This window comes from Exiguobacterium sp. s138 (genome assembly GCF_018618775.1).
Lineage (GTDB): Bacteria > Bacillota > Bacilli > Exiguobacteriales > Exiguobacteriaceae > Exiguobacterium_A > Exiguobacterium_A artemiae.
In genome coordinates, this window is the sequence record NZ_JACSMW010000003.1 from 68224 (window position 1) to 87692 (window position 19469).

Genomic DNA, 19469 nt, shown 5'->3' on the forward strand with positions numbered 1-19469 from the left:
GAAGCAATCAAAATTTCTGTCCGTTTACAGACTTACAAATCATCAAATCCGTTTGCATCCGTTACTTTTGCATACGAGCGCGATTTTTGCTCGAAGAAATCGGATTTCGTCGCATTCATCGAGTCGTCGGAATAGGCGCGGATCCATGGCATGACGTCTTCATCATGTCCTTCATACAAATCGTCAAGTCCGATGACACGGAGACGCTTGTTGGCGAGGTATTTGACATAGTCACGCATTTCGCTGACATCAAGTCCGTCCAAGTCACGTAACACGTATTCGCTCCACTCGATTTCAAGATCAACGGCACGCTCGAATGTCGCGTAGACAAATTTCGTGAATGAACCGTCGGCGTCGATATCCGGATGTTCTGTCAAGACGGCACGCAACAGCTGACTGATGAAGTATGAGTGTTGCAGTTCGTCACGCTGGATATAACTGATCATCGTCGACGTTCCGACCATTTTCTGATGGCGCGCCAAGTTATAGAAGAAAGCAAATCCGGAATAGAAGTTGATTCCTTCAAGAACGATCGAGGCCACCAGTGACTTCGCAAAGTTTTCCGGTGTCCGGTCGTTTTGGAAATCTTCATACAGATCCAAAATGAAGGCATTTCGTTTCATGACCATATCGTCGTCTTTCGCGATGTCGAAAATCCTGTTCTGCTCCGACAGTGGGACAAGACTCGACAGCACATAGCTGTAAGATTGGTTATGAACGACTTCCTGTTGGGCGACAATCGCGAGAATCGCATGAATTGACGCGTCCGATGTGAACATCGCCGACTCCAAAATATAACGGGTCTGGACGGAGTCGAGAATCGACAATAAGCCGATGATGCGTTTGAAGGCATCCTGTTCCCGCTCGCTTAATTGATTCCATTGTTGCATGTCTTTTGACATTGAAATCTCATCCGGAATCCAGAAGTTCGATAACAGCTGTTTATAGATGGAATAGAACTGCGGATACGCAATGTCGTTCCAATTGACGATTGAGCTTGTTTCCCCGCCGATGATCGCGGTCGCGCGATTCGGGTGTCGGGCATCAAGCAGTTTGATTTTTTGTAGTTGTTCCATGTTGTTCGGCTCCCTCTTGCTGTAATTGCAGTAGTGTTCGACGTGTCCACTCTTTGACCGCATGCGGTCGGTTACGCGGCGATTGTTCGATTTTGAGTAATTCACCTGCGAGCGGAACCCCGAACTTCGCGAGATGGTACGCCATCTCATCGACGGCACGGCAATATTTGACGAACATCTTATCGCCCGTCCCGAAGACAGCCGCCTGCGGAATCGCGTGCGGGCTTTCTTTTAAGACGACCTTCAGACAATCCCGCATCTCATCCGGCAGTTGTCCGTCTCCCCAGGTGTAAGAACCAAAATAGACGATATCATAAGGGACCAGCTGATACGTCGTCACATCATCGGCAAAGATCATCGTCGGTTCGACCTGCATTTCGGAACATGCTTTTGCAATCAGTTCCGCAACCTCCTCTGTATTTCCGCTCATTGACACATATACGATTGCTGCCTTCATGATATCGTCCTCCTTCTCTTATGATGAACACGACTCACATTCATCGATTTCGACAGTCGTCGAACGTGTGTAGTAAATCGTCTTCATCCCGAGTTGCCATGCTTCCATGTGCATCTCGAGTAACTCTTTTGCTTTGACGCTGTTTTTAACGTAGAGATTAAAACTGATCGCTTGGTCAATATGACGTTGACGTGAGGCATTTTGACGAATGCTCCAGAGTTGATCAATCTCAAACGCTGATTTATAGAACCAGTTCGTTTCCGGTGTTAAATCGGGCACTGTGACCGGAATCTTGTAGTTTTTCTTTTCTTCCGCGTAAACTTTCTTGTAAATCGGATCAATCGACGCTGTACTGCCGGCGATGATCGCCGTCGACGAGTTCGGTGCGACCGCCATCAGATAGGCATTCCGCATACCATGTGCTGTGATATCTGCCTGCAGACGATCCCAGTTCAGTTCAGGCGTTGTTTTGTAGTGACGGCGGGCAATGTATTCCCCGGTCTGCCACTCCGATCCTTCAAAGAGACGGTAAGCCCCTTTTTCTTTCGCCAGTTGCATCGACGCGTCAATCGTCAAATAGGCGATTTTTTCATAAAGACGGTCGGCGTACTGGACGGCCTCGACCGACTCCCAGCGGATGCCTTCGAGAGCGAGCAGATGGTGCCAGCCGAATGTCCCGAGACCGACGGCACGGTATTTTTGGTTCGTGATCTGTGCTTGCGGTACGTCGATCGTATTGAGATCGATGACGTTATCGAGCATCCGCATCTGAATCGGAATCAACCGTTCGAGCACATTTTCACGGACTGCACGTGCGAGTGCGATCGAAGACAAGTTACAGACAACAAAATCGCCCGGTGTTTTCGTGATGATGATTTTGCCGTCTTCCGTGTACTCTTCCGTCACCGTCGTCGGACTCATGTTTTGCATGATTTCCGAACAGAGGTTGGACGAGTAAATCATTCCCGCATGTTTATTTGGGTTGGCACGGTTCACCGCATCGCGGAAGAACATGTACGGTGTACCCGTTTCAAGCTGCGAACGCATATAACGTTTGACGAGATCGATCGCCGGTACTTTCGTCCGGCTCAGACGCGGTTCGTTGACACAGGCTGTATATTTTTCCGTGAAACTGCCACCTTGTTCCGTTTCGTCAAACGAATCTTCAAGGCTGAAGCCCATGACGGTCCGAATTTCGTGCGGGTCAAACAAGTACCAGTCGCCGCGTGCTTCGACCGTCCGCATGAAATGGTCCGGTAAGCTGACGCCTGTGAACAAATCGTGTGTCCGTAACCGCTCGTCCCCGTTATTTAATTTCGCATCAAGGAACTCAAGGATGTCTTTATGCCAGATATCGAGGTAAACAGCAATCGAACCTTGGCGCATACCAAGCTGATCGACACTGACTGCTGTATTGTTTAATTGTTTCATCCACGGAATGACACCGCTCGATACGCCTTTAAAGCCTTTGATATCCGATCCGCGTGACCGGATTTTCCCCATGTAGACGCCGATTCCGCCGCCGCCTTTTGAGAGCGTCGCGACATCGGTGTTGGAATCATAGATGCCCCGAAGCGAATCATCGACCGTGTCGATGAAGCATGAAGACAGTTGGCCGTATGATTTACCGGCGTTTGATAAAGTCGGTGTCGCAACCGTCATGTAGAGGTTCGACAGTGCCCAGTAAGACTCTTTGACGAGCTCGATCCGGCGCTCTTTCGGTTCTGTCTGCATGAGTGTCATGGCGATGATCATGAAACGTTCCTGCGGCAATTCGTATAATTTTTTGACGTGGTCGCGCGCTAAGTAACGGTCGGATAATGTCCGGAGTCCGATATACGTGAACAGATGATCACGTGACGGATCAATCGATGCCGCAAGTTCTTCGACTTCTTCTTTCGTATATGTTTCTAAGAGGTGTGGCGTAAAAATACCAATCTCCGTTAATTTTTCAATCAAGTGATAAAGTGAACCGTACCGTTCGTCCGCTGCGTAGCCGCGATTTTCACTTGCTTCCAGATACAACCGGTTCAAGTACGTTGCTGTCGCAACGAATGTCCAATTCGGTTCCTCTGCCTTTAACATGTCAAGTGCATGCATTGTTAAGAGTTCATAGACTTGATCCGCCTGTAACGTCTTCCCTTCGAGTGCCCGAATCGCCCGTTCTGTATAACGTTCGACGTCGAGCTCTGAGTACGCTGCCGTAATCTGACGGATCACCGTATATACATCTTCTATTGTCATTGCACCTTGATAGATGCGTGCTGTATTCAGTGGAGATGCCACTATGAACCACTCCCATTCTCTAACTTTAAAATAGGTTCCGTTACCGTAAAAAATGCGCTAAACTAAAAAAAGACGCCCTACATATAGAAAGAACATTTTAATCCTCACTCTATATATAGACGTTTCAGGCATTTTTAAACCTATTTATCTACAAGATATAGGTTATCACTGAATGACTAAAAAATAACCCCTTGCATTGAAAATCAGGTCAAACAAATTTGAAAAGGCGGATTACCGCCTTTTGAGATATATTGAGATAAGGAGTTTTATTGATTATGAGTTCAGAAGAACTTTTAAAAAAATATGATCCATTTCACCTAGGAGAAGGAAATTATCCGACGGAAATGTCTGCTATACTAAGCTTACTGACGGTTCATGATCAAATAAGCCCGCTTGCGGAAGCAATCGGGATCGTTTTTGAAGAATCTTTTGATGAAAGACCGGATCAGCAGGAATTGATTTTACTCGCAACGAACTTACTTTTATGTGAAGATTCGTGTGAACTTTGAAAGGAGACTGATTATGCAAGTTGATTACACGCCTAACCCGAACTCAGTAAAAATCACCCTCGACGGAGACCGCTTCGGTGCCAAAAGCACCAGCGTCAAAAAAGGGGATACACCGGAAGACGCTTTGCTCGCATCACTCATCACGATTGACGGCATCGATAATCTATTTGCATACGGTGATTTCGTCACCGTCACAAAAGAAGCTGACGCTGAATGGAATGTCTTACTTCCGACAATCGAAGAAAAAATGTAAATATCTCACAAGGACACCTGAATTTCAAGGGTGTCTTTGTTCTAAGGAGACGACTTAAATGCCGATGGTCTCAGTCATCATCCCCACATATAACCGGTTGCGTGAGTTGCGCGAAGCACTGACCGCACTGACCAAACAAATCTATCAGGATTTTGAAGTCATCATCTTGAACAATAATGGAGAGCCGCTGACTTCCGTCGTTGCCGATTTTCAGGACAAGCTGACGATTACGGCAATTGATTTGCCGGAAAATCACCATGTCCGGGCACGAAACCACGGTGTCTCGTTAGCAAACGGAAGGTATATTCTTCTCCACGACGATGATGATTTATTGTTACCTTCACATATCGAAGAAGCCGTCGGCGATCTCGAAGCCGGAGCGGACTTAACGTACGTCGATGCGGAACTGTTCACCTACGAATGGCAACAGGATCATCGTGTCGTCAAAACAACGGAACCGTTCGCTTATCCGTATGACCGGGAAGCGATGAAAGAGGATTCGACTTATATCCCGTCCGGTTCACTTTACCGGAAGTCGCTTCACGAAGAGCTTGGTTTATTTGACGAAGACGTCTTCAACTATTGGGACTGGGACTGGATTTTACGTGTCGGGCAGGATCATCTCGTTCTGCACCCGGCCCGGGCGACCGTCCTGTATGCGTTTAATCCTTCGGGTAACCACCAATCGGCGAAGCAGGATGCATCGCGCCGCGTCTATTTCGACCGTCTCGTCGAGAAGCATCATCTTCCGACAACTGATATGAAAAATTTCCACATCGTGCAAGAGGAACGCCGCTCGCGCCTGCGCGAGACACGCCGGACGTTCAATGGTTGCCTGACAGAAAGCGAGTGATGATTATGTATACAGACAAACAACTGGAACTACTTGAATTATTGACACAGAACGGACCGGTCGATCCTGTCCTGGCCGCTCAAATGCTTAATTTGACAGAGGATGAGGTGTTATCCTCACTCGAAACATTTAAACAAGACGGTGTCCTGCTCGGTTATACAGCCGTCATCGACTGGCAAAAAATCCACGCCCACCACGGTGTGACCGCCTTTATCGATGTTAAAGTGACGCCGAAACGGGGGCGCGGTTTTGATGAAGTCGCAGAACGGATTCATCGTTTCCCGGAAGTGACATCACTCTACCTGATGTCAGGAGCCTACGATTTACAAGTCGTCCTCGATGGAAAATCACTGCAGGAAGTCTCACAGTTCGTCTCGGAAAAACTATCGACACTCGATTCCGTGATTTCGACGACAACACACTTCCGTCTGAAAACGTATAAACATGATGGTGTTTTATTCAGCCAGGATGATGAGGACAAACGATTGAAGGTGTCTCCATGAAACATTTATCTGAACGTGTCGAACGGTTGGCACCCTCCGGCATCCGGCGTTTTTTCGATTTGGCCGGTTCGATGGAAGATGTCATCTCGCTTGGTGTCGGTGAACCCGATTTCGTTACGCCTTGGAACGTTCGGGAAGCCAGCTTCGCGGCGCTCGAACAAGGTTATACAGCATACAGTGCCAATGCCGGATTAGTCGAATTACGCCAAGAAATCAAGTTGTACATGCAAGAAAAATTTTCGATTGATTACCGGGTCGCAGATGAAATCATCGTCACGACCGGTGCGTCGGAAGGACTGGATTTAGCCTTCCGGACCTTGATCAATCCGGGTGATGAAGTCATCGTCGTCGAACCTGCCTTCGTCTCCTATGCTCCGTTGATTGAACTGGCAGGCGGCATTCCGGTCGCGGCAGCCTGTCGCGCAGAGGACGGGTTTACGATTCAGCCGGAAACGATTGAAGCCGTCATGACAGAGCGGACAAAAGCCATCATCTTTTGTTTCCCCTCGAATCCGACCGGTTCCGTCATGACACGCGATCAATTGGCCGATCTTGCGTTACTCGCGAAGAAACATGATCTTTATGTCATCAGCGATGAAATCTACGCCGAACTTTCGTATGAAGATGAGCCGACCTGTTTTGCGACTCTCCCTGACATGCGGGAGCGGACGATTGTCATCAACGGATTCTCTAAAGCCTTTGCAATGACCGGCTGGCGGCTCGGTTTCACCTGTGCCCCTCCCGCGATCAGCCAGGCGATGCTTAAAGTCCATCAGTACGGGATGATGTGTGCCCCGACGCTCGTTCAGTTTGCCGGAATCGAAGCGTTACGTTCGCGTCACAAGACCGTTCCGGATATGGTCCGCAGTTACCGCCAACGCCGGAACTACTTTGTCAAGGCGCTCAACGATGCCGGATTGCCGACGCATTCGCCGGGCGGAGCATTTTATGCCTTCCCGTATATCGGTGGGACGGGTTTGACGAGCGAAGAGTTCGCAGAACAACTGTTGCTCGCGGAACGCGTTGCAGTTGTCCCCGGTTCTGTCTTCGGCGCAAGCGGTGAAGGGTATGTCCGGGCCAGTTATGCCAGTTCGATCGAACAGCTCCAGCAGGCGATTCACCGGATCAACCGTTTCATGCAACACTTGAATCAAAAGCAAGTCGAATTATCGAATCCTTCAAGATAAACCATACAAAAAATGTCCGTTCCGACTGGAATGGACATTTTTTGATTTACTCATCGACATGTAAAACGAGGAACATCCGGTGATCATCTTCCGCATGATACGGTGACACGGGACCCAGTTGCGGTGCGTAGACATCAATCCGGTACGGTGCTTCTTTAAACGACAACGGTGTCTGCTCTTTAACGATCCGGCCGATTTCATCCGCTTGATCTTTGACGCTCCGCAAACTGTCCGTCCGTTCCATCGGAGCTTCGATGACGAATCCGGCAATCCCTTCGATCCGGGCGCAACGCAGGAACCGGCGGAGCGACGGTAAAGCCGCTTGAATGTGCGCCTCAAGCGCGAGATCACTTTCATAAGCCGGTGCCCCCCAGAGACGTTCCGTATTACCGGTCGCACTCCGGAAATGATCAATCGTCGCTTCCGTCACCGGATCACGTGTTAACGCAAACCGTTTGCGGTCACGATTTAAATTTTTTTCGTTTGTACGATCGATTTCCTGCAGAAGATTGATGCCGTGAGGACGGACCAGTCGGAACAACTCCCGTTGAAGACGGGCAAGCGACATCCCGATCGGAATGATATCTTCCGTCTGTTTTGGGGGTTTGTCCCCTTCATATCCGTTCATCACACGGGCGACCTGCCCCACTTCATGAACGAGGCGGTAAAACGAACCTTGCCCCTCGTCTTCCATCGTTCCGAGCTGTTGATGCTGCTGTGCCAAATCCGTAACGTATTGATTCGCAAGACAGGTCGAGATCATCAGGACATCCACCAGTTCCGCCTGAAATGACAACTCATCTCCAGTTTCGAGCGCTTCCCCCACTTCACCGACTTCCTCAATCAAACGGGCTAGTCCAGACAATGGACGAAAGTATCCGCCAAGTGCCCGAATCGTTTCATCAACCTTTTGCTGAAGAAGAATCATCTCCTGCATCGTCCTGCACCTCCGCCATTCCTTTCACGATTCGGTCTTCCGATTGTTCCTTAAATCGTTTGGCAAACTGTTTATTCTTACGCCATTCACGGACAGCGAGACCGCTTGCAACGGCGAGTGAGACGAGTACTCCCATTTCTTTTCGTTTCATCTGAATTCCTCCTTTTGAATGATACGTTCGTCTGGCAAACATGATATGATGATGACATTACATACATAGTAAGAGGTGTTGCTTATGTCGACTGAACGTTTATGGCAAATAGCCCGTTTCATTGGCGTCATCCTTGCCATCTTTTTCACCGGTTGGCTGATAATTCGCTTGTCTTCTTTCATGTACCCGTTCGTCTTTGCTTTTTTACTGGCTTTATTCAGTCGGCCGCTCGTCGACTTTTTCCAAAAGCGGCTTCGGATCAACCGCGGTTGGGGCGCTCTGCTGTCGATCATTTTAATGAGCGGTTTGTTGATCGGCTCACTCGTCCTGATCATCATGCAGTTGATTCGTGGACTTGTGTTTGTCGCCAATCAGTTGCCGGCCCAAATCCAGGAGCTGAGTCTTTATTTCCAGAAACTCTACAATGAAAAGCTGGCTCCGATTTGGAACGATGCGTCGGAAGCCCTCCGGTCGCTTGAACCGTCACAACAAAACACCGTCCAAAACAGTATCCAGTCACTCGGCAGTTCACTCGCCAGTGCCATCGGTGAAGGCTCGAAAAGCGTCGCCGGGATGTTGCAGACGGTTTTAGCCACGCTGCCGTCCATCGCGTTGATTTTAGTCATCGTCTTGCTCGCCTGGTTCTTCATCTCCAAAGACTGGCACCGATATGAACTGCGATTGAAAAAATACGAGATGTTGCCGTGGTTCGCCCGTGCCGAATCGGTCGTCACGAGTCTCCGGTCTGCTTTATTCGGTTATATTAAAGCGCAGCTGACATTGATTACGATCACCTTTTTCATCGTCCTGATTGGACTGTTGATCATCGGTGTCGAGCATCCGTTTGCCATCGCCTTTATCGCAGCATTTTTTGATATCCTGCCCTACCTTGGAACCGGCTCCGTCTTCTTGCCTTGGATTGCCTATTCCATCATTACGGGAGATACGGGTCTCGCCATCGGTCTCGCTATCCTTTATGCAATCGTCATCTTACAACGCAATATCATGGAACCTAAAATCGTCGGCGATAATATCGGTATCCAACCGATCACCGCTTTGATCGCCTTGTTTGTCGGCATTCAGGTATTCGGTGTCTTCGGATTAATTTTAGGCCCCTTGATTGCGGTCATCATTAAAGCACTACACAACGCTCAAATCTTTCATTATCTTTGGGACTTTATCAAAGGATCACCTACACCGTTTCGGTGAAGGTGATCTTTTTTGGTAAAGCTGCATATAAGGGAAATCCGGTTATATCAACGGGGCAATCAGCCGGCAAATAAACCGCCGGTAACGTTGCCGCAATCGCAAGCAGACAAGCATCGATCCAATCGTCCGTCGCGACACCACGCACGTTGAGTTCCCAGTAAGCCGGACAAGCATACCGTTGCAACAATGCAATCCGTTCCGTCACTCCCTCGACCGTCCGTTTACTGTGACGTGCCGGATGACCCGTCAGTCGGGCAAAACAGACTTCCGGATGGGATTCGACCCATCCCGGTTGGTAATGGGTCCGAACCTGCTCGATTTTCGGCAACAGGTACCAGGCTTGTTTCGATAAACCAAAACCTGCGTGTTGCTTTGAATAGTCGTTTGCTGTGTGATAGTCCGGTTGTTCAAGTGCAGTCCGTAACGGGGCGTTAAAGACGCTGCTCGTCCGGCCGGGCTTCAATTCTTCCCGTAGTAACCGGTCGACCGCCCGCCGTGTGTTTTCTTCCAGTCCGACCGGCATGTCGATATAGGTCCGGGTCCCGCATTCGATTTCGTCGAGCGATGAAGCGACGGTCCAGGAAAACTGACCGTCTTTAATCGAAACGGCGACCCATCCGGCTTTTGCCGCATCAATTCCGGTGACGTCCATTGGACTTCTCCCGCAGACTCTTGAGCAGCGATAATATCGTAAAGACGCCGAAGAAAGTCGCTGCTGCTAAAGGAATCTGTTCCCGTGAATCCAGGTACCAAACAATACTGATGATCGTTACCAACACGAGGACACTGTTTAGGCGCATCATTTTTCGCGTTCGACGAAATGATAGAGACTGCGGACCATGACACCGGTCGCCCCTTTTGGACCGAGCTCCGTCGCGGCTTTCTGTTCGGACGTCCCCGCGATATCAAGGTGGAGCCATGGTGTGTCGCCCACAAATTCACCAACGAACGCACCACCGAAAATCATATGTCCCATTCGTCCCGGTGAATTGTTTAAGTCGGCGACATCCGAGCGGCGGACTTGCTTGATGAACTGATCGACGTACGGCATCTGCCAGACCATCTCATTCGTCTCTTTTGTTACGGCTTCGAATCGTTCGTACAGACCGGCATCATTCGTCAAGGCGCCGGTAATTTCTGTCCCGAGTGCCACTAACACTCCGCCTGTCAGCGTAGCAAGATCAATGATCATCTTCGGTTTATATTCTTTCGCATAGGTGACAGCGTCTGCGAGGACAAGTCGTCCTTCTGCATCCGTATTCAGAATTTCAATTGTTTTCCCTGCCATCGACGTGATGACATCATCCGGTTTGAAGGCGTCACCGGAAATCATGTTATCCGTCGCCGGAATGACACCGAGGACATTGACGTTCGGTTTTAGGTGACCGAGCGCTTCGAATAATCCGAGGACGGCTGCCGCTCCCCCCATATCCCCTTTCATCCCGACAATCCCGTCTTTTGGTTTAATCGAGTAACCGCCGGTATCGAACGTCACTCCTTTTCCGACGACTGCAATCGGAGCGTCGTCGCCTGCTCCTTTGTATTCAAGGACAATCAGCTTTGGTGGAATTGTTGATCCTTGATTGACCGCAAGCAATGCGCCCATTCCGAGTGCTTCCATGTCGGCTTTTTCAAGAATCTTCAACTCATGCCCGTGACGCTCGGCAATAAAGCGGGCTTCATCTGCCAAAGCCGGTGCCGTCAATAAGTTTCCGGGCATCGTGACAAGGCGACGCGCGAGATTCGTCGCTTGTGCGAGTGCCGCTCCACGTTCGACCGCCTGTTCGCCGGCGTCTGACCAGATTGTTACATCCAGATCATATGTCGCACGGGTGTTAGTTTTGTAATGTTTGACTTCATATGTAGCTAAGCCAAACGTCTCGGCAATCAGTTCGACCGGTTGATCCGGGAAGGTCGTCGCGTCAATCGTTACTTTGGACAGCTGGCGTGCCTTCAGGAACTGAGCCGCTTTTCCGAATAACCGGCGCAGACCGTCCGTTGTAAGTCCTTCCGCCTTGCCAAGACCGACGAACAACACTCGTTCCACCGTTCCCGTCAGTGTCGGCAGCAAACGGAGTTCTCCTTGTTTCGTTGAGATGTCCCCGCGGCGTACCCATTCATCCAAACGATCCGGATATAGTGACCGGATCCGTTCCTCGACCGGCTGGTTTCCTGAAATACCGACAACGAGTACTTCGACATGAGCTTGTGGATCTACTTGATTCCATCGCATATTCAAATCCCCCTTTAGTGATAGGTATAAGTATGAAGCGTTTGATCTGATTTTCCAACTGATAGCCTTTGAGACGAATGAAACCGTTCTCAAAAAAGACGTTCTTTAATTTGTCGATTTGGAACGTTTCAAACAATTGTTGCCCGTTTCACAATATGATAGGATTAAACAGGTGAAAAGGACAGGCACTTCTATTTAACGGTCATTTGGCAACGACAGAAATGTCTACGTTTTCATTCAAAGGGAGAGTCCGCAAGCGACCCGTTAAGAGAGATGCGTTTATGGGTATCTATAGATAGCAAAGAAATGACGTCGCTGCGGCGAAAAAACTTACTGAAAAGAGGGTAATGCACATGGCACAGCACATCAAAGGAATTGGCGCTTCTGCAGGGATTGCGATTGCAAAGGCATTCGTAATGGAAACACCTGTCTTTGACATTCCGACGCATAAAATCGAGGACTCGGCAGCAGAAAAGGAACGTTTCCAAGCCGCCATCGTTAAGTCGAAGGGTGAACTTGAAATCATCCGCGAAAACACATTAAAAGAACTCGGTGCAGACAAAGCGGAAATCTTCTCAGCTCACTTGTTGATCCTGGAAGACCCGGAAATCGTCAGCCAAGTCAACGCAAAAATTGACGATGAAAAAACCAATGCAGCACAAGCACTTGATGAAGTGTCACAGATGATGGTCATGATTTTTGAATCGATGGATAACGAATACATGCGCGAGCGTGCAGCCGATGTCCGTGACGTTACAAAACGGACAATGGCCCACTTGCTCGGTATCACATTCGTTACACCGGCTCAAATCAATGAAGAAGTCATCATCATTGCCGAAGATTTAACACCTTCAGATACAGCACAACTCAACCGGAAGTATGCAAAAGGATTTGCTACGAACATCGGTGGACGGACTTCGCACTCGGCGATCATGTCCCGTTCTCTTGAAATCCCGGCTGTCGTCGGAACAAAAGTCGTCTTGACGGAAGTCAAACACGGTGATTTCTTGATCCTTGACGGAACAGAGGGTGACGTCATCGTCAATCCTTCAAGCGAACAAATCGCAGAATACGAAGAAAAACGTTCAGCGTACATCGCGCAAAAAGAAGAGTGGAAAAAACTCAAAAACGAAAAAACAGTCACTGCTGACGGACATCATGTCGAGCTTGCAGCAAACATCGGAACACCAAACGATGTTAAAGGTGTCCTTGAGAACGGCGCGGAAGCAGTCGGACTCTACCGGACAGAGTTCCTTTACATGGATGCGGAAACGTTCCCGACGGAAGACGAGCAGTTCACAGCATACAAAACGGTTCTCGAATCGATGGGCGATAAAAAAGTCGTCATCCGGACGCTCGATATCGGTGGCGACAAGGAATTGTCTTATCTCGATCTCCCGCATGAGATGAACCCGTTCCTCGGATACCGCGCGATTCGTCTTTGCCTCGATCAAACGGATCTCTTCCGGACGCAACTCCGTGCCCTTCTCCGGGCGAGCGCGTATGGAAAACTTGCTGTCATGTTCCCAATGATCGCGACACTCGAAGAATTCCGTGCAGCAAAAGCACTTCTTCTCGAAGAAAAAGCAAACCTTCAAGCAGAAGGTGTGACAGTTTCAGAAGACGTTGAAGTCGGTATGATGGTCGAGATTCCTTCAACAGCTGTCATGGCGAAACAATTCGCAAAAGAAGTCGACTTCTTCTCAGTCGGAACAAACGACTTGATTCAATACACGATGGCGGCTGACCGGATGAATGAGAAAGTTTCATACCTCTATCAACCGTTTAACCCGGCTATCTTGAACCTCTTGAACAACGTCATCACAGAAGCACACAAAGCAGGCAAATGGGTCGGCATGTGTGGTGAGATGGCAGGAGAAGAACTCGCACTTCCAATCCTTCTCGGACTCGGACTCGACGAATTCTCAATGTCTGCTTCTTCAGTCCTTCGCGCACGTAGCTTGATGACTCGCTTGAACAAAGCAGAGTGTGAAGCGATCGTCGAAGAAGTACTCGATATGGATACAGCGGAAGATGTCGTTAACTTCCTCAGCACGACGTTCGATATCAAAAAATAATCTTTTCTGACACGTCCCGTTTTCGGGGCGTGTTTTTTGTCTCTGGCAACGCAACTTGCACGTTTTCCTATTATAGAGTCTCAGGCATCGAATGATTTCAAACAACAAAAAAAGGAAAGCGGATTCGACATCCCCTTTCCTTTTTTGTTGATGCTTAACTAAATAGATTAACCTGCATATTATGCTTGTTTTGTTTTCGGTCGTTCGCCTTGTCCTTCTTTTAAGGTTGGTCGTTCATTCCCCATCAAGAAGACAAAGATAACGCCGAGCACGGCTGGAATCAATGCCCACAGATAGACCGACGAAATCGATTCGGCAAGTGACGATTTGATTGCATTTGCTACTTCCGGCGGCATTTTCGCAAGGGCTGAAGCCGTCGGGAATTGTCCGCCGTCCGGTGCGTTTCCACCCGGTAACTGTTCACTGATCGTCGATGAGAAGGTCCGCGATTGGACGATTCCAAGGACCGTTACACCGAGCGTCATGCCGATCGTCCGGAACGTCGATCCCATTGATGTGGCTGCACCCCGTCGTTGCATCTCAATCCCGTTGATACTTGCCAGGTTGAGTAACGAGAAGCTGAAGCCGACACCAAATCCTAAAATGATCATATAGATTGTGATGGCTGTGCGCGATGTTTCAAGCGACATCGTACTTAAGAGATACACTCCTAACAAGAAGAAGACCGCTGAGACAAGCATGACATTCCGGAATCCGTATTTATTCGGTAATCGTCCGCCGAGCTGGGCAGAGACAACGGATGCAATCAGCATCGGCATCAAGATCAGACCCGAGTTGGTCGCACTGCCCCCGAAGACACCTTGGACAAAAATCGGAATGAAGACACTGGCAGAGATGAAGACAAAACCGTAAAAGAAGGCTACGCCTTGTGTCGCGGCAAACAGTTGCCGTCTAAATAAACTGAACGTGATGACCGGATCCGCTGCCCGGCGTTCGATGAACCCGAAGACGATGAAGGCAACAAGCGCCCCGCCAAATAAACCGAGAATTTGCGGTGAGTTCCACGCATAATCTTTTCCGCCCATTTCAAGGGCCAGCAAGAACAAAACAAGTCCTGCCACCAACGTCACAGCACCGGCATAATCGATTCTTTGTGTCCGGTGAATCGGTGACTCCTTGTAAAACAGAGAAACAAGGGCAAGCGCCAATAATCCAAGGGGAATATTGATGTAAAAGACCCAACGCCAGTTGATGGCATCTGTTAAGACGGCACCCAGCAACGGACCAAAAATACTTGAAATTCCGAAGACGGCCCCAAACAAACCACTGACTTTCCCGCGTTTTTCAGGCGGGAAAATATCAAAGATGATGGTAAAGGCAATCGGCATTAACGCTCCGCCACCCAAACCTTGAATCGCACGATATACGGAAAGTTCAACAATCGAGTCCGCCATTCCACACAGGATACTCCCCGTGATGAACAGCAACATGCCGAATAAGAAGAATCGCTTCCGTCCGTACATATCACTTAACTTACCAAAGATCGGCATCCCGGCTACAGTCGCAATCATGTAGGCCGATGTGACCCACGCATATTGGTCGAAGCCGTTTAATTCGCTGACAATCGTCGGCATCGCTGTCGCAACAATCGTATTATCCATTGCTGCCACTAAAATCCCGATCAGTAATCCTAACACGACATAACGTGTTTTTGTCGAAGTCGTAGCCATCGACTCACCTCTTCCTTATCAAAAAATAGCTAATCTTCATAATAGCTTATTCATTGTATCATCATATGTGCAAAATCTCATCGTTGAATGTTCACGGAATACAAAAAAAACACGACTCCAAAATCGGAGTCGTGTTCAGCATCCACTTCTTATTTAATGTCATACGAAATCTTTTCACCCGCTTCAACGGTTTTACCAACATCAACGGAGACTTTCCGGTCGCCGCTGTTCGTGACGATGATTGGTGTGAGCAATGATGGGACAAGTGGTCGGATTTGTTCCAGATCGACGTTCAATAACGGTGAACCTGGTTCGACCCGGTCGCCGGCTTTCGCGAGCGCTTCAAATCCTTTTCCTTCGAGCGATACTGTATCAATACCGATATGAATCAAAATTTCATCCCCGTTATCGGCCAAAATACCAATCGCATGTTTGGTCGGGAAGAAGGTCGTAATTTCACCGGAAACAGGTGACACGACATATCCTTCCGTCGGTTCGATGGCATAACCGTCACCCATCATCCGTCCGGAGAAGACTTGATCCGGTACATCATCGAGAGAACGAATCACACCGCTGAGTGGCGAGACGTATCCTTCGCTCGGGACATAGGCACCATCTGTTCCGGCTAATCCGGATCGGTCATCTGTCCGGTTTTCCGTCCGTGCTTCCGCGCCTGTCGGAACCTGCGGAATCGGATCGGCTTCCGGTTTGGCTGGTGGTTGGTAATTCGGATCGTTCATGATTTCTGCCATCTCAGTTTTAATACCATCCGATTTCGGACCGAAGATAGCCTGAACGTTATCCCCGACTTCGAGGACACCGGCAGCACCCAACTGTTTCAAGCGCTCTTTATTGACACCGGATTTATCATTGACGGTAATCCGGAGCCGTGTGATACAGGCATCTAAATGTTTGATATTGGAAGGTCCGCCAAATGCCTGGAGAATTTCATATGGCAATTCACCAGCTGTCGCACCGGCTGTCGCTGCCCCTTCCTGAATCGCTTCACGTCCAGGAATCTTCAGATCAAATTTCTGGATGACGAAACGGAAGCCGAAGTAATAAATGACCGCGAAGACAAGACCGACCGGAATGACGAGCCACCAGGAGGTTCGGTTTGGTAAAATACCGAACAACGTATAGTCAATCAATCCTCCGGAGAAGGTCATCCCGATCTTGACGTTTAAGATGTCCATGATCATGAATGACAATCCGGCAAACACAGCGTGAACTGCAAACAATAACGGGGCAACGAATACGAATGAAAACTCGACAGGTTCAGTAATCCCTGTCAGGAAAGAAGTCAGGGCAGCCGAGAAGTATAACCCTTCAACCGCTTTCCGGCGATCCTTCGCAACCGTATGATACATCGCAAGACACGCAGCAGGAAGTCCAAACATCATGAACGGGTATTTCCCGGTCATATACGTTCCGGCTGTAAATGGAACACCATCTTTTAACTGGGCGAAGAAGATCCGCTGATCCCCGTTAACGAGATTACCGGCTTTATCGGTATATTCACCGAACTGGAACCAAAAACTTGAATACCAAATATGGTGGAGACCAAACGGAATGAGAGAACGTTCGACTAATCCAAAGATGAAGGCAGATAACGTTTCGTTTGATTCGATGATGGTTTTCGAGAACGTGTTGATTCCCGTCCCGATTGGTGGCCAAATATAGGACAGGGCAAAACCAGCGACTAAACTGAATAGCGCTGTAGCAATCGGTACAAATCGTTTACCGGCAAAGAATCCAAGGAAATCCGGAAGTTTAATCTTAAAGAATTTATTATAGCTGTACGCCGCAATCAACCCGGCGATAATCCCTCCGAACACCCCCATTTGCAGGGTCGGAATTCCTAAAACGGTCGCATACGATAAATCACTCGATTTTTGTGCTTCTGTAATCTTTTCAGGCGTAATCTGTAAAAATGAACTGATAACTTTGTTCATGATCAAAAATCCGACGATTGCGGCCAATCCTGCGACCCCTTCACCGTTCGCAAGACCAATCGCAACCCCGACGGCAAACAGTAATCCTAAGTTGGCAAAGATGATATCCCCTGCATCCTGCATGACCCGCCAAATGACGACCAGTGCGTCATTTTCGAGAAACGGAAGATACTGCGTCAGATTCGGATTTTGAAACGCCGTACCAAACGCCAGGAGCAACCCCGCTGCCGGTAGGATTGCGACCGGTAACATCAAAGCTTTACCGATCCGTTGCAATACACCGAACACATTTTTCCACATCAGTGATTTCCCTCCTTTTTTTGACCAAACTACTTACTTCATACCCTTAATGTTTCTTGCGCAAAACTATTTGTCTGATGTTTCTTTCCACAAAAAAAGAGCCTTCCCAAATTGGGAAAGCTCTTTTAAATATTAGACTGACTTTTCTTGTTTACGTGAGTTGATGACGGCTTGAATCTCAGATTTAATGTTATCTGATTTTGGTCCGTAGATGGCTTGAACGTTGTTACCAACTTCAAGTACTCCAGCCGCACCTAATTTTTTCAATTCGTTTTTATCAACTTTTGATTTATCAAGAACTTCAACACGAAGACGTGTGATACATGCGTCAAGGTGTTTGATGTTTGATTCAGAACCGAGTGCATCAAGGATACCAGCTGCGAGTTCAGAACCTTGTGCCATTGATGTCTCTTGTACTTCGTCTTCACGACCTGGTGTTTTCAAGTTGAACTTGCGGATTGCGAAACGGAATCCGACGTAGTAAACAACTGCAAGCACAAGACCGACGACGATGACGAGCCACCATTGCGTGCGTCCTGGAAGGACACCGAAGAGAAGGAAGTCAATCAATCCACCTGAGAATGTCATACCGATTTTAACGTTCAACAGTTGCATTGTCATGAACGAAAGACCTGCGAAGACTGCGTGAACTGCGAACAGGATCGGAGCAACGAACAAGAATGCGAATTCGATTGGCTCTGTGATACCTGTCAAGAAAGCTGTAAGTGCTGCTGATCCAAGAAGACCACCAACGACTGCGCGACGCTCTGGGCGTGCTTCATGGTACATAGCAAGTGCTGCTGCAGGAAGACCGAACATCATGAACGGGAATTTACCAGTCATGAATGTACCAGCTGTCAATGCAACGTTATCTTTTAACTGAGCGAAGAAGATCGCTTGGTCACCGTGAACGACTGTACCGGCTTTGTTCGTGTACGAACCGAACTCGAACCAGAATGGTGCGTAGAAGATATGATGAAGACCAAATGGAATCAATGAACGTTCAATGAGACCAAAGACGAAAGCTGCAAGTGTCGGGTTTTTCTCCATCATGAAGTGGGAGAATGTGTTCAATCCGTCTTGAGCGAACGGCCAAACGAAAACAAGTACAAGACCTGCGAATAATGAAACAACTGCTGTAACGATTGGAACAAAACGTTTTCCTGCGAAGAACCCGAGGAACTGCGGCAATTCGAGATTATGATACTTCCCGTAGGCCCAGGCTGCGATTAAACCGATGATGATACCACCGAACACACCTGTTTGAAGTGTCGGGATACCGAGTACGTTAGCGTAACCTTGTCCGTTAGCGACCATTTCTGGTGTAACGCCGAGCCAAACGCTCATTGTTTTGTTCATGATCAGGAATCCGACGATGGCTGCAAGTCCGGCTGCGCCGTCCCCTGCTAATCCGATCGCGACACCGACCGCGAATAAGAGTGCTAAGTTACCGAAGATGATGTCCCCGGCTGCTTCCATCAATTTTGCAACCTTAATGATTGCATCATTTTTTAAGAACTCGAGTTTTGACGTCAAGTTCGGATTTTGCATCGCGTTACCGAATCCAAGTAAGATCCCGGCAGCAGGCAAAATCGCAACAGGAAGCATCAACGCTTTACCGACACGTTGAAGAACAGCGAAAATCTGTTTGAACATGTGTGTTTCCTCCTTTTGATGTACGAGCTAAGAATAAGGAATAATACCAATGACAGGTCGAAAAAAGTCAGACATCTGACCGATTTTTACAGAAAAAAATCAGGCACGAGCGGATTGTAGACAAAATACACTTAT

Annotated in this window: 18 protein-coding genes; 7 read left to right on the plus strand and 11 right to left on the minus strand. The window is 48.5% G+C overall.

Annotated elements, in window-relative coordinates:
* Window positions 1-32: 32 nt before the first annotated feature.
* Genes KNP91_RS07605 through KNP91_RS07615 form a run of 3 tightly spaced genes read right to left on the minus strand, consistent with a single transcriptional unit; the run spans window position 33 to window position 3777 of the window.
* A complete protein-coding gene (locus KNP91_RS07605) occupies window positions 33-1076 on the minus strand; it encodes a ribonucleotide-diphosphate reductase subunit beta (protein WP_012371161.1) in 1044 nt (347 codons plus the stop codon).
* Window positions 1045-1533, minus strand: a complete 489-nt coding sequence (locus tag KNP91_RS07610; RefSeq protein WP_214849467.1) for a flavodoxin domain-containing protein — start codon at window positions 1531-1533, stop codon at window positions 1045-1047. Before KNP91_RS07610 ends, KNP91_RS07605 begins: the two co-directional genes overlap by 32 nt.
* A gap of 18 nt (window positions 1534-1551) precedes the next feature.
* Window positions 1552-3777 carry a ribonucleoside-diphosphate reductase subunit alpha gene (locus tag KNP91_RS07615; RefSeq protein WP_251135978.1) on the minus strand — a complete coding sequence of 742 codons (2226 nt, stop codon included), beginning with the start codon at window positions 3775-3777 and terminating at the stop codon, window positions 1552-1554.
* Between the two features lie 317 nt (window positions 3778-4094).
* Between KNP91_RS07615 and KNP91_RS07620 the strand changes: the two genes are divergently transcribed.
* The 5 genes from KNP91_RS07620 to KNP91_RS07640 are packed head-to-tail and all read left to right on the plus strand — an operon-like array spanning window position 4095 to window position 7124.
* Window positions 4095-4328, plus strand: a complete 234-nt coding sequence (locus tag KNP91_RS07620; RefSeq protein ID WP_214766124.1) for a DUF1871 family protein — start codon at window positions 4095-4097, stop codon at window positions 4326-4328.
* Window positions 4329-4341: 13 nt separating this feature from the next.
* The gene (locus KNP91_RS07625) at window positions 4342-4581 is read left to right on the plus strand and encodes a NifU N-terminal domain-containing protein (RefSeq protein ID WP_012371165.1); all 240 of its coding nucleotides are present in this window, start codon (window positions 4342-4344) and stop codon (window positions 4579-4581) included.
* A gap of 58 nt (window positions 4582-4639) precedes the next feature.
* A complete protein-coding gene (locus KNP91_RS07630) occupies window positions 4640-5434 on the plus strand; it encodes a glycosyltransferase family 2 protein (protein WP_012371166.1) in 795 nt (264 codons plus the stop codon).
* Window positions 5434-5937, plus strand: coding sequence for an Lrp/AsnC family transcriptional regulator (locus KNP91_RS07635; protein WP_214766128.1), 504 nt, complete (start codon window positions 5434-5436; stop codon window positions 5935-5937). Before KNP91_RS07630 ends, KNP91_RS07635 begins: the two co-directional genes overlap by 1 nt.
* Window positions 5934-7124, plus strand: a complete 1191-nt coding sequence (locus KNP91_RS07640; RefSeq protein ID WP_012371168.1) for an aminotransferase — start codon at window positions 5934-5936, stop codon at window positions 7122-7124. Before KNP91_RS07635 ends, KNP91_RS07640 begins: the two co-directional genes overlap by 4 nt.
* Window positions 7125-7170: 46 nt before the next feature.
* On the opposite strand, the gene KNP91_RS07645 is transcribed toward KNP91_RS07640, so the two are convergent.
* Complete coding sequence (locus KNP91_RS07645) at window positions 7171-8061, minus strand: MazG nucleotide pyrophosphohydrolase domain-containing protein (RefSeq protein ID WP_251135962.1); 891 nt, start codon at window positions 8059-8061, stop codon at window positions 7171-7173.
* On the minus strand, window positions 8027-8212 hold the full coding sequence (locus KNP91_RS07650) for a hypothetical protein (RefSeq protein ID WP_012371170.1): 186 nt from the start codon (window positions 8210-8212) through the stop codon (window positions 8027-8029). Before KNP91_RS07650 ends, KNP91_RS07645 begins: the two co-directional genes overlap by 35 nt.
* Window positions 8213-8296: 84 nt before the next feature.
* Here KNP91_RS07650 and ytvI point away from each other — a divergent pair, with 84 nt between their 5' ends.
* Complete coding sequence (gene ytvI / locus KNP91_RS07655) at window positions 8297-9421, plus strand: sporulation integral membrane protein YtvI (protein ID WP_012371171.1); 1125 nt, start codon at window positions 8297-8299, stop codon at window positions 9419-9421.
* Here the strand turns inward: ytvI and KNP91_RS07660 are convergent.
* From KNP91_RS07660 to KNP91_RS07670, 3 genes are read right to left on the minus strand one after another with little or no spacing between them, the layout of a single operon-like run.
* Window positions 9405-10073: a DUF429 domain-containing protein gene (locus KNP91_RS07660; protein WP_012371172.1), complete on the minus strand. Its 669-nt coding sequence runs from the start codon at window positions 10071-10073 to the stop codon at window positions 9405-9407. The two genes, ytvI and KNP91_RS07660, sit on opposite strands and share 17 nt — an antisense overlap.
* The gene (locus tag KNP91_RS07665) at window positions 10054-10224 is read right to left on the minus strand and encodes a hypothetical protein (protein ID WP_214766138.1); all 171 of its coding nucleotides are present in this window, start codon (window positions 10222-10224) and stop codon (window positions 10054-10056) included. Before KNP91_RS07665 ends, KNP91_RS07660 begins: the two co-directional genes overlap by 20 nt.
* Window positions 10221-11654, minus strand: coding sequence for a leucyl aminopeptidase (locus KNP91_RS07670; protein ID WP_214849468.1), 1434 nt, complete (start codon window positions 11652-11654; stop codon window positions 10221-10223). The genes KNP91_RS07665 and KNP91_RS07670 overlap by 4 nt, the downstream gene beginning before the upstream one ends.
* A 353-nt stretch (window positions 11655-12007) precedes the next feature.
* Here KNP91_RS07670 and ptsP point away from each other — a divergent pair, with 353 nt between their 5' ends.
* Entirely contained in the window at window positions 12008-13732 is a 1725-nt protein-coding gene (gene ptsP / locus KNP91_RS07675) for a phosphoenolpyruvate--protein phosphotransferase (protein WP_214766140.1), read from the plus strand.
* A gap of 179 nt (window positions 13733-13911) precedes the next feature.
* Here the strand turns inward: ptsP and KNP91_RS07680 are convergent, their stop codons facing one another.
* The 3 genes from KNP91_RS07680 to ptsG (KNP91_RS07690) all read right to left on the minus strand — a co-directional run bounded on the left by KNP91_RS07680 (window position 13912) and on the right by ptsG (KNP91_RS07690) (window position 19334).
* Window positions 13912-15423 carry an MDR family MFS transporter gene (locus KNP91_RS07680; protein WP_214849469.1) on the minus strand — a complete coding sequence of 504 codons (1512 nt, stop codon included), beginning with the start codon at window positions 15421-15423 and terminating at the stop codon, window positions 13912-13914.
* Between the two features lie 149 nt (window positions 15424-15572).
* Window positions 15573-17678: a glucose-specific PTS transporter subunit IIBC gene (gene ptsG / locus KNP91_RS07685; protein WP_214766143.1), complete on the minus strand. Its 2106-nt coding sequence runs from the start codon at window positions 17676-17678 to the stop codon at window positions 15573-15575.
* Between the two features lie 132 nt (window positions 17679-17810).
* Entirely contained in the window at window positions 17811-19334 is a 1524-nt protein-coding gene (ptsG, locus tag KNP91_RS07690) for a glucose-specific PTS transporter subunit IIBC (RefSeq protein WP_214766145.1), read from the minus strand.
* Window positions 19335-19469 lie beyond the last annotated feature (135 nt).